General features: G+C 71.7%; 8 protein-coding genes. 4 read left to right on the forward strand and 4 right to left on the reverse strand.

The genetic code is table 11. The features are described 5' to 3' along the window. The first annotated feature begins 183 nt into the window (after positions 1 to 183). Both B7767_RS02990 and B7767_RS02995 read left to right on the forward strand, forming a co-directional pair. Positions 184 to 867, forward strand: a complete 684-nt coding sequence (locus B7767_RS02990; RefSeq protein ID WP_085570732.1) for an ABC transporter ATP-binding protein — start codon at positions 184 to 186, stop codon at positions 865 to 867. 209 nt (positions 868 to 1,076) lie between these two features. Beyond that, positions 1,077 to 4,406 (forward strand): S8 family serine peptidase, encoded by a 3,330-nt coding sequence (locus tag B7767_RS02995; RefSeq protein WP_256923299.1) that lies wholly within the window; start codon positions 1,077 to 1,079, stop codon positions 4,404 to 4,406. Between the two features lie 55 nt (positions 4,407 to 4,461). Here B7767_RS02995 and B7767_RS03000 read toward each other — a convergent pair whose 3' ends face one another. After that, on the reverse strand, positions 4,462 to 5,379 hold the full coding sequence (locus tag B7767_RS03000) for a helix-turn-helix transcriptional regulator (RefSeq protein WP_085570734.1): 918 nt from the start codon (positions 5,377 to 5,379) through the stop codon (positions 4,462 to 4,464). A 174-nt stretch (positions 5,380 to 5,553) separates the two neighbouring features. On the opposite strand from B7767_RS03000, the gene B7767_RS03005 reads away from it, so the two are divergent. Next, the gene (locus B7767_RS03005; RefSeq protein ID WP_085570735.1) at positions 5,554 to 6,597 is read left to right on the forward strand and encodes an NAD(P)-dependent alcohol dehydrogenase; all 1,044 of its coding nucleotides are present in this window, start codon (positions 5,554 to 5,556) and stop codon (positions 6,595 to 6,597) included. Positions 6,598 to 6,684: 87 nt separating this feature from the next. Here the strand turns inward: B7767_RS03005 and B7767_RS03010 are convergent, their stop codons facing one another. Next, positions 6,685 to 7,803, reverse strand: coding sequence for a hypothetical protein (locus tag B7767_RS03010; RefSeq protein WP_085570736.1), 1,119 nt, complete (start codon positions 7,801 to 7,803; stop codon positions 6,685 to 6,687). Between the two features lie 142 nt (positions 7,804 to 7,945). Here B7767_RS03010 and B7767_RS03015 point away from each other — a divergent pair, with 142 nt between their 5' ends. Beyond that, on the forward strand, positions 7,946 to 9,103 hold the full coding sequence (locus B7767_RS03015; RefSeq protein ID WP_085570737.1) for a cystathionine gamma-synthase: 1,158 nt from the start codon (positions 7,946 to 7,948) through the stop codon (positions 9,101 to 9,103). 7 nt (positions 9,104 to 9,110) lie between these two features. On the opposite strand, the gene B7767_RS03020 is transcribed toward B7767_RS03015, so the two are convergent. After that, entirely contained in the window at positions 9,111 to 9,359 is a 249-nt protein-coding gene (locus B7767_RS03020) for a hypothetical protein (protein ID WP_085570738.1), read from the reverse strand. Then, on the reverse strand, positions 9,356 to 9,584 hold a 229-nt coding region (locus tag B7767_RS03025; protein WP_306297930.1), incomplete at its 5' end, for a sigma factor-like helix-turn-helix DNA-binding protein. The genes B7767_RS03025 and B7767_RS03020, both read right to left, overlap by 4 nt.

Below are 9,584 nucleotides of genomic sequence, written 5' to 3' on the forward strand. Positions count from 1 at the left end.
CTCGCGGTCGGCCTCGCCGTGGCCGGCGGTCTCGTCGCCGGCGCCTTCGGCGGCTGGCGCGCCTCCCGGCTGCGGCCGGCCGACGCGCTCCGCCGCGTCGAGTAGCACCCGCCCGGCACCGGAAACCGGGGCCCATCCGCAGCGGGCGGGCCCCATCCTCGTACGCGATCCAGGAGCAGACCCATGTACGAACTCAGAGGCGTCACCCGGCGCTACACGCGCGGCAAGGAGACCGTCGACGCCCTCGACGGAATCGACCTGACCATCCCCGACGGCGACCGGCTCGTCATCCAGGGCCCCACCGGCGGCGGCAAGTCCACGCTGCTGCAGATGCTCGGCGGCCTCGACCGGCCCACCTCCGGCGAGATCGTCCTCGACGGCACCGACCTGGCCAAGCTGCCCGAGGCCCGGCTCACCCGGGTCCGCAGCGAGAACATCGGCTTCGTCTTCCAGTCGTTCAACCTGATCCCCACGCTCACCGCGCAGGAGAACGTCGAGACCGCGCTCGTCCCGCTCGGCGTGAAGGCCAAGGAGCGCCGGGAGAAGGCCGCCGAGGCGCTGGCGTCGGTCGGTCTGGGCGAGCGGCTGGGCCATCTGCCCAGCGAGATGTCCGGCGGTCAGCAGCAGCGCGTGGCCATCGCGCGGGCGCTGGTGAAGGAGCCGAAGGTGCTGCTCGCCGACGAACCCACCGGAAACCTCGACGAGTCGATGCGCGACGAGATCATGGACGTGCTCATCCGCATGTGGAAGGAGCTGGGGCTGACCTTCGTCATGGTCACCCACGACTCGGCCATCGCGAAGGCGGCCCCGCGCCTGGCGACGATCCGCAAGGGGCGGATCACCGTGAAGGAGAACACGAAGGCCTGACCGGAAGGGCGTCAACCACGCGGTTGTGTAACGGAGTTCCGGCGGTGGCGTTACAGTCACCCGGCGACTTCCGCACCCTTCCCGGCGTCCCTTGAGGCGTTTGATCACCCCTCGGCATACTGCGTGATCCGGGGGGTGCGCGCATGCGTACGAGACCACCCCCGGCCGGGTGACGTCGAGTTCACCCGGCGATCCCGCTAGGGGGAACCTTGCGCAGACAAGTGAAGAGGGCGTGTGCGGCCACGGTCGCCACGGCGACCGCCGTGGCGCTCGCGGCGGGCATGGCCGGCCCGGCGTCGGCCGAGGGGGAGCGCACGACCGCCGCCTCCTCGACGGGGGCGTCCACCGTGAAGGCCAAGCACCGGATCACGCTGATCACGGGGGACCGGGTCGCCGTGGACGCCAAGGGCCGCGTGGTCGGCCTGGAGCGGGCGGAGGGCCGGGAACACATACCCGTGCAGGTCCGCCGCACCGGCGGTCACACCCTCGTGCTGCCGGCCGACGCCGCCCGGCTGGTCGCGAGCGGCAAGCTGGACCAGCGGCTGTTCGACGTCACCGAGCTGAACGAGGCCGCGACCCGCGGCTCCCAGAAGCGGGGCCTGAAGGTCATCGTCGGCTACAAGGGCGGCGCACAGGCCGCCAAGGCCGACGTCCGGGACGCGGGCACGGTCCGCCGGACCCTGAAGTCCCTGAACGCGGACGCGGTGCAGACCCCGCACGACGACACGCCCGAGCTGTGGGACGCCGTCACCGACGGCGACCGCACCGCCTCCGGCATCGCCCACGTCTGGCTCGACGGGGTCCGCGAGGCCTCCCTCGACACGTCGGTGGCGCGGATCGGCACCCCGAAGGCCTGGGCGGCCGGCTACGACGGCAAGGGCGTGAAGATCGCCGTCCTCGACACCGGTGTCGACGCCACCCACCCGGACCTCAAGGGCCAGGTGACCGCGTCCAAGAACTTCACCTCCGCGGACGGCACCGGCGACAAGGTCGGCCACGGCACCCACGTGGCCTCCATCGCGGCCGGTACGGGCGCCAAGTCCAAGGGCAAGTACAAGGGCGTCGCGCCCGGCGCCAGGATCCTCAACGGCAAGGTCCTCGACGACTCCGGCTTCGGCGACGACTCCGGCATCCTCGCCGGCATGGAGTGGGCGGCCGCGCAGGGCGCCGACGTCGTCAACATGAGCCTGGGCGGCACGGACACGCCCGAGGTGGATCCTCTTGAGGCCGCCGTCGACAAGCTCTCCGCCGAGAAGGGCGTCCTGTTCGCCATCGCGGCCGGCAACGAGGGCCCGCAGTCGATCGGTTCACCCGGCAGCGCGGACGCCGCCCTCACCGTCGGCGCCGTCGACGACAAGGACGCGCTCGCCGACTTCTCCTCCACCGGCCCGCGCGTCGGCGACGGCGCCATCAAGCCGGACGTCACCGCTCCCGGCGTCGACATCACGGCCGCCTCGGCGAAGGGCAACGCCATCGCCGAGGAGGTCGGCGAGAAGCCGGCCGGGTACATGACCATCTCCGGTACGTCGATGGCGACCCCGCACGTCGCGGGCGCGGCGGCGATCCTGAAGCAGCAGCACCCCGAGTGGACCTCGGCGGAGCTGAAGGGCGCGCTCACCGGCTCCACCAAGGGCGGCACGTACACGCCGTTCGAGCAGGGTTCGGGCCGCGTCCAGGTCGACAAGGCGGTCGAGCAGACCGTGATCGCCGACCCGGTGTCGCTGAGCTTCGGCGTCCAGCAGTGGCCGCACACCGACGACAAGCCGGTCACCAAGGCGCTCACCTACCGCAACCTCGGCACCCGGGACGTCACCCTCAAGCTGACGTCGACCGCCACGAACCCCAAGGGCAAGGCGGCCCCGGCCGGCTTCTTCACCCTGGGCGCCACCACGGTCACGGTCCCCGCGGGCGGCAAGGCCTCCGTGGACCTCACCGCCGACACCAGGCTCGGCGGCACGACCGACGGCGCGTACTCGGCGTACGTGGTCGCCACCGGCGGCGGGCAGACCGTACGCACGGCCGCCGCGGTGCAGCGCGAGGTCGAGTCGTACGACGTGACGCTGAAGTTCCTCGACCGCGCGGGCAAGCCGGCCGCCAACTACGTCGCCGGCCTGAACGGCGTCTCCGGCCTCGGCGCCGACCGGTGGTACCAGCCCTACGACGCCGACGGCACCGTCACCGTCCGCGTGCCCAGGGGCGGCTACGTCCTGGACACCAGCATCCTCGTCGGCTCCGACCCGGAGGACTACCGGGGCGCCGACTGGATCGCCCAGCCGAAGCTGGACGTCGCCAAGAACACGACGATCACCCTGGACGCCCGCAAGGCCAAGCCGGTGAAGATCACCGTGCCGGACAAGGCGGCCAAGCCGGAGTTCGCCTCCGCCGACTACACCGTCGAGACGAACGACTCCTCCTACGGCTTCGGCTGGTGGCTGGACTCGTACGACAACTTCCGCTCCGCCCACCTCGGCCCGCAGATCACCGACGGCTCGCTGAGCCAGCAGTGGGACGCCCACTTCAGCAAGGGCGCCAAGGAGCAGTACAGCACCGTCATCGGCGCCAAGGTGAAGAACCTCGCCACCGGATACACCCGGAACCACAAGGCGGGCGAGCTCGCCACGGTGAAGGTCGGCATGGGCGCCGCGGCGAGCGGCAAGACGGGAGCCGTCAGTCCCACGGGCTGGCTGCCCGGCAGCAGCGGAGCCTCCTCGTTCAGCGGCGAGCAGAGCCTTCCCGGTACCCGCACCCTGCACCTGTCCACCGCGGCCGGGGTGAAGTGGGACCTCGACTTCGAGCAGATCGGCGGGGTCGACAAGGAGGGCTGGCCCCTCTCCGAGGCCGGCTACGTCATCGGTTACGCCAAGGGCTACAAGGGCGGCAAGACGTACCAGGAGACCGTGAACACGGCCGTCTTCGGGCCGCGTCTCACCTCCGAGTACGGCCTCTTCCGTGACGGCAACAGCATCTCGGGGCTCGTCCCGCTGTTCGCGGACGGCAAGGGCCACGCCGGCTCCTCGGCGTTCACGTCGGTCACCACCAGCCTCTACCGCAACGGCAAGAAGGTCGGATCGCACGACGACCCGCTGTTCGACGAGAAGGAGTTCAAGGTCCCGTCCGGGGACGCCTCCTACAAGCTGACCACCTCGGTCAAGCGCAGCGCCAAGGTCGCCGCCGCCTCCACGCGGATCGACGCGAGCTGGACCTTCCGCTCCAAGAAGACCGCCGGCCTGAAGCAGCTGCCCGCCTCCACGGTCCGCTTCCAGGCGGCCACGGGGCTGGACAGCAAGGTGACGGCCGGCAAGAAGGTCACGATCCCGGTCACCGTCGAGGGCGCCGCCAAGGGCAAGAACCTCAAGTCCCTCTCGGTGTACGTGTCGTACGACCACGGCAAGACCTGGAAGAAGACCACGGTCAAGAAGGGGAAGATCACCGTCAAGAACCCGGCGAAGGGGAAGGCCGTCTCCTTCCAGGCCAAGATCGCCGACAAGAAGGGCAACACGTCGACGATCTCGATCTACAACGCGTACCACGGCAAGTAGAGCGTGAGCGGACGGCCCGCCGGAAGAATCCTCTTCCGGCGGGCCGTTCCGTGTTCTAGGGAGCCGTGGCGTCCGCCCCGGCCCGCCTGGCGTCCGTGCCCCAGCTGGACAGCAGCTTCAGGGCCTCCGCCGACGGCGAATCCGGCTCCGCGAAGTACGTGACCAGCGACTGCCCGGTGTCGTCACCGGCCGGGCGGAACGACTCCCAAAGCAGCGTCAGCTCACCGACCAGCGGATGCCGTACGTGCTTGACGCCGTGGCTCTTCTCCTTGACGTCGTGCGCCGCCCACAGCCTGCGGAACTCCTCGCTCTTCACGGACAACTCGCCCACCAGCGAGGAGAGCTGCGGGTCGTCCGGGTGGCAGCCCGCGTCCATGCGGAGGTAGCCGACCATGTCGTGCGCCTTCTGCTCCCACTCCACGAACAGCTCGCGGTAGTCCGGGTTCAGGAAAACCAGTCGCGCCCAGTTCCGCTCCTGCGCCGGAAGCCGCCCCCAGTCCCCGAAGACAGCCGCCGCCATCCGGTTCCAGGCGAGGATCTCCGAGCGCCGGCCCACCACGTACGCCGGGACCGCGTCCATCGACTCCAGCAGGTGCCGCAGCGCGGGGCGGGGCTGCTGGGTGCGGGCCGTCGGCCTCCGCTTCTGCCGCTTCGGCTTCGCCAGATGCGTGAGGTGGGACCGCTCGGCGTCGGTGAGGCGCAGGGCGCGCGCGATCGAGTCCAGCACCTCCGCCGACACGTTCTGCCCGTTGCCCTGCTCCAGGCGCGTGTAGTACGCCACGGACACCCCGGCGAGCTGGGCCAGCTCCTCGCGGCGCAGGCCCGGCACCCGGCGGTGCCGTCCGAAGTCCGGCAGGCCCACGTCCTCCGGCTTCAGCCGGGCCCGCCGGGTGCGCAGGAACTCGCTGAGTTCCGCTCGCGGGTCGAGGCCGCCGTTCGCGGGGCCGGCCGGGTGGGTGTGCTGCTCGTCCATGGCTCCAGTATTGCCGGTCGTACGCACAGCATCCTGTCCCCGTCAGTGGTACGCACAGCCAACGTAGGCAGAGCCGTGGTCTGGGTAAGTCCGGGACGTCGGCGCAGGCTGGAGGCCGTGCCCGGCCGGACAGAAGACAGCCGGGCGTACGACCTCACGAGGAGAACTTCCGGCATGACCACTGTTGCCGCATACGCCGTACCCGCCGCCAAGGCTCCGCTGGAGCGGACGACCGTCGAGCGGCGCGCGGTCGGCGAGCACGACGTCCTGATCGACATCAAGTTCGCGGGCATCTGCCACTCCGACATCCACCAGGCCCGTGAGGGCTGGGGCGAGGCGATCTTCCCGATGGTCCCCGGCCACGAGATCGCCGGCGTGGTGTCCGAGGTCGGCCCCGGCGTCACCCGGTACCGGGTGGGCGACCGCGTGGGCGTCGGCTGCATGGTCGACTCCTGCCGTACGTGCGAGAACTGCGAGGCCGGCCGGGAGCAGTACTGCACCGGCGGCGGCATGGTCGGCACGTACAACGCCCTCGACAGGAACGGCGAGCCCACCTACGGCGGCTACTCGGAGAAGATCGTCGTCGACGAGAACTACGTCGTCCGCATCCCCGACGGGCTGGCCCTCGATGTCGCCGCGCCCCTGCTGTGCGCCGGCATCACCCTGTACTCCCCGCTGAAGCGCTGGGGCGCCGGTCCCGGCAAGAAGGTCGCGGTCCTCGGCATGGGCGGCCTCGGCCACATGGGCGTCAAGATCGCGCACGCGCTGGGCGCCGAGGTGACGGTGCTGTCGCAGTCCCTGCGCAAGCAGGACGACGGCCTCAAGCTGGGCGCCGACCACTACTACGCCACCAGCGACCCGAAGACCTTCGAGGAGCTGCGGGGCACCTTCGACCTGATCGTGTCGACGGTGTCGGCCCCGCTGGACTTCAACGCCTACCTGTCCCTGCTGAGGACGGAGGGCACGCTGGCGAACGTGGGCGCTCCCGAGGAGCCGGTCGCCCTCAACCTCTTCTCGCTGCTCGGGGGCGGCAAGACCCTCGCCGGTTCGATGATCGGCGGCATCGCCGAGACCCAGGAGATGCTGGACTTCTGTGCCGCGCACGGCATCGGCGCGGAGATCGAACTGATCGGCGCGGCCGAGATCAACGAGGCGTACGAGCGCGTCCTGAACAGCGACGTCCGCTACCGCTTCGTGATCGACACGGCGACGATCTGACGCCTGGCGCCGTGTCTCCGGGTCGCCGGGACCCGGAGACACGTGGGGACCCGCCGCCTCCGGCGGACCCCCGCCGGGACGGCACGGTCAGTGCGGGAGTGTCGCCGGGCTGCCGCCGTTCGCCTCGTAGCCGGCCACCGCCAGGGCGCGGTAGACGGTGAACTCGGCGGCCGGGTCGGGGGAGAGGGTCCAGGGGAGGGCGCCCACGTGGCCGTCGATGTGTATGAGCTGGCTCATGGCCTCCGCCCAGCGCTCGCCGCGGACCAGGAAGAAGACCAGCAGGTGCCGTACGTGCGCCGACATCGGGTCGTCGGGCCGGGCCGAGTGCACCGCGTGCAGCGCGCCGTGCATCGCCTTGGTGACGGTCTCGCTCCGGTAGAAACCGGCGACCAGGTTCACCTCGGGCAGGTGCTCGAACACCGCGAAGAGCGGCATGGCGGCGAGGAGGGAGCCCTGGGGTGCCCGCGCCGCCGCGGCCTCCGCGAACGCGTACGCCTGCTGCCGCGAGCCGTGCCACTTCTCGCACCAGTAGTGCAGCGCGGCCAGGTGCGCCCCCATGTGGGCCGGGGCGCGGTCCAGGATCTTCAGCCAGACCTGCTCGAAGTCCTGCTGCGAGTAACCGAGTCCCCGCGCCACCGACAGCTCCACGATGTACGGGACCGGGTCACCGGGGGCCAGCAGCGCGGCCTCGCCGCACGCCGCCTTCGCCTCCTCCATGATGATCCGGAACTCGTCCGTCCCGGGCGCCGCCGTACGCCACGCCTGCTGCACCAGGAACTCGGCGTGCACCGCGGCTCCCCCGGCGTCCTTGGGCATCTCGGTCCGCCACACCCGCAGCCACTGTCCGCCCGGAGCCTCGCCCACCCCGCCGGGCCGCTGCCGCAGCTCCAGCGAGGCCGCGCCCGCGAACGCCTGGACGCGCTGCCAGCGCAACTCGCCCTCCGCGTCCGTGCCGGCCAGCAGCTGCTGCGCCGCGCGGTAGTCCTGGGTGCGCTGCACCAGGTCCAGGACGTCCAGCAGGTCCTGGTCGGGGCCGGGCATGCGGATGTCCAGCTCCTCCTCGCGGGCGAAGCCGTAGTTCGCCGGGTCCGCCGCGTCCGGGTGGCCGGCGGGGACCTGAGTGATCGTCCCGCGCCCGCGCCTCATGAACGGCAACACCACGAAGCCGAGCATGACGAGCGCGATCAGGACCCAGAGAATCTCCATGTCACAAGCGAACCAGACCACGCCGACAATTGGCCAACCCGGTACCGGGCCCTGTGGAAAACCCCCGGCACCCGCCCCCGCCACCCGCCCCGCCCGCTCCGCGTCCGCCATCCGCACCGTACGCGCACTACCCTCGGTGCCCATGAGCGACAGGCACATCAGTCAGCACTTCGAGACGCTCGCGATCCACGCGGGCAACACCGCCGACCCCCTGACGGGCGCGGTCGTCCCGCCGATCTACCAGGTGTCCACCTACAAGCAGGACGGCGTCGGCGGCCTGCGCGGCGGCTACGAGTACAGCCGCAGCGCCAATCCGACCAGGACCGCGCTGGAGGAGAACCTCGCCGCCCTGGAGGGCGGCCGTCGCGGCCTCGCGTTCGCGTCCGGACTGGCGGCCGAGGACTGCCTGTTGCGTACGCTGCTCAGCCCCGGCGACCACGTGGTGATCCCGAACGACGCGTACGGCGGCACGTTCCGCCTCTTCGCCAAGGTCGTCGCCCGCTGGGGCGTGGAGTGGTCGGTGGCCGACACGAGCGACCCGGCCGCCGTGCGGGCCGCCCTCACCCCGAAGACCAAGGCCGTCTGGGTGGAGACCCCCTCCAACCCGCTGCTCGGCATCACCGACATCGCCGCCGTGGCCCAGGTCGCCCGGGACGCGGGCGCCCGGCTCGTCGTCGACAACACCTTCGCCACGCCGTACCTCCAGCAGCCGCTCGCGCTCGGCGCGGACGTCGTCGTGCACTCCCTGACCAAGTACATGGGCGGCCACTCCGACGTCGTCGGCGGCGCCCTGATCACCGGCGACGCGGAGCTGGGCGAGGAGCTCGCCTACCACCAGAACGCGATGGGCGCGGTCGCCGGCCCCTTCGACTCCTGGCTGGTGCTGCGCGGCACCAAGACGCTCTCGGTCCGCATGGACCGGCACAGCGAGAACGCGACGAAGGTCGCCGACATGCTCAGCCGTCACGCGCGCGTGACGAGCGTCCTGTACCCGGGGCTGCCCGACCACCCCGGTCACGAGGTCGCCGCCAAGCAGATGAGGGCCTTCGGCGGCATGGTCTCCTTCCGCGTGGAGGGCGGCGAGGAGGCGGCGGTCGAGGTCTGCAACCGGGCCCGGGTGTTCACGCTCGGCGAGTCCCTGGGCGGCGTCGAGTCGCTGATCGAGCACCCCGGGCGGATGACGCACGCGTCCGCGGCCGGTTCCGCGCTCGAGGTCCCCGCCGACCTGGTGCGCCTCTCCGTGGGCATCGAGAACGTCGACGACCTGCTCGAAGACCTCCAGCAGGCGCTCGGCCGGTAGGCCCCGGTCACCAGCCCGTGAGCGGTGGAGTCGTCTCCGACGGCGGCTCCACCCACGGGCGGACCGTCAGCGCCCACACCACGAACGCCACGGTCACCGCCAGCAACAGCAGCCACATCGCGCGGCGGGCGAGCGTCCTGCGGCGCAGGATGCGGGTCCCGCGGCGGACCGCGTCCGCGTGGAGCTCGGGCGGCACGCGCGGCGCCGACCGCTCCAGCATCCGCCGTACGGTCGCCTCACGCCTCATCCGGGTCACGACGGCACCGCCTTGACGCCGCCCACCGCGGGGGCCGGTCCCGGGGGCGGGCGCAGTACGGCGGCCATCGCGCGGTGGAAGACGGTCCGCACGCGCTCCGCGGACAGGCCGAGCAGAGCCGCCGTCTGCTCCTCGGCGACCCCCTCGTGCAGCCGCAGGACCAGGATCAGGCGTTCCTGCGGGGAGAGCCGGGCCAGCGGGCCCTCCGGGCGGGCGCGGGGGCGG

The organism is Streptomyces sp. 13-12-16 (assembly GCF_002114215.1).
Classification (GTDB): Bacteria; Actinomycetota; Actinomycetes; order Streptomycetales; family Streptomycetaceae; genus Streptomyces.

Bases quoted from the DNA above. Each gene is read 5' to 3' on its own strand.
- B7767_RS03015 (WP_085570737.1), top strand. From the start codon at position 7,946: ATGAGCGACAGGCACATCAGTCAGCACTTCGAGACGCTCGCGATCCAC.
- B7767_RS02990 (WP_085570732.1), top strand. From the start codon at position 184: ATGTACGAACTCAGAGGCGTCACCCGGCGCTACACGCGCGGCAAGGAG.
- B7767_RS03005 (WP_085570735.1), top strand. From the start codon at position 5,554: ATGACCACTGTTGCCGCATACGCCGTACCCGCCGCCAAGGCTCCGCTG.
- B7767_RS03000 (WP_085570734.1), bottom strand. From the start codon at position 5,379: ATGGACGAGCAGCACACCCACCCGGCCGGCCCCGCGAACGGCGGCCTC.
- B7767_RS03010 (WP_085570736.1), bottom strand. From the start codon at position 7,803: ATGGAGATTCTCTGGGTCCTGATCGCGCTCGTCATGCTCGGCTTCGTG.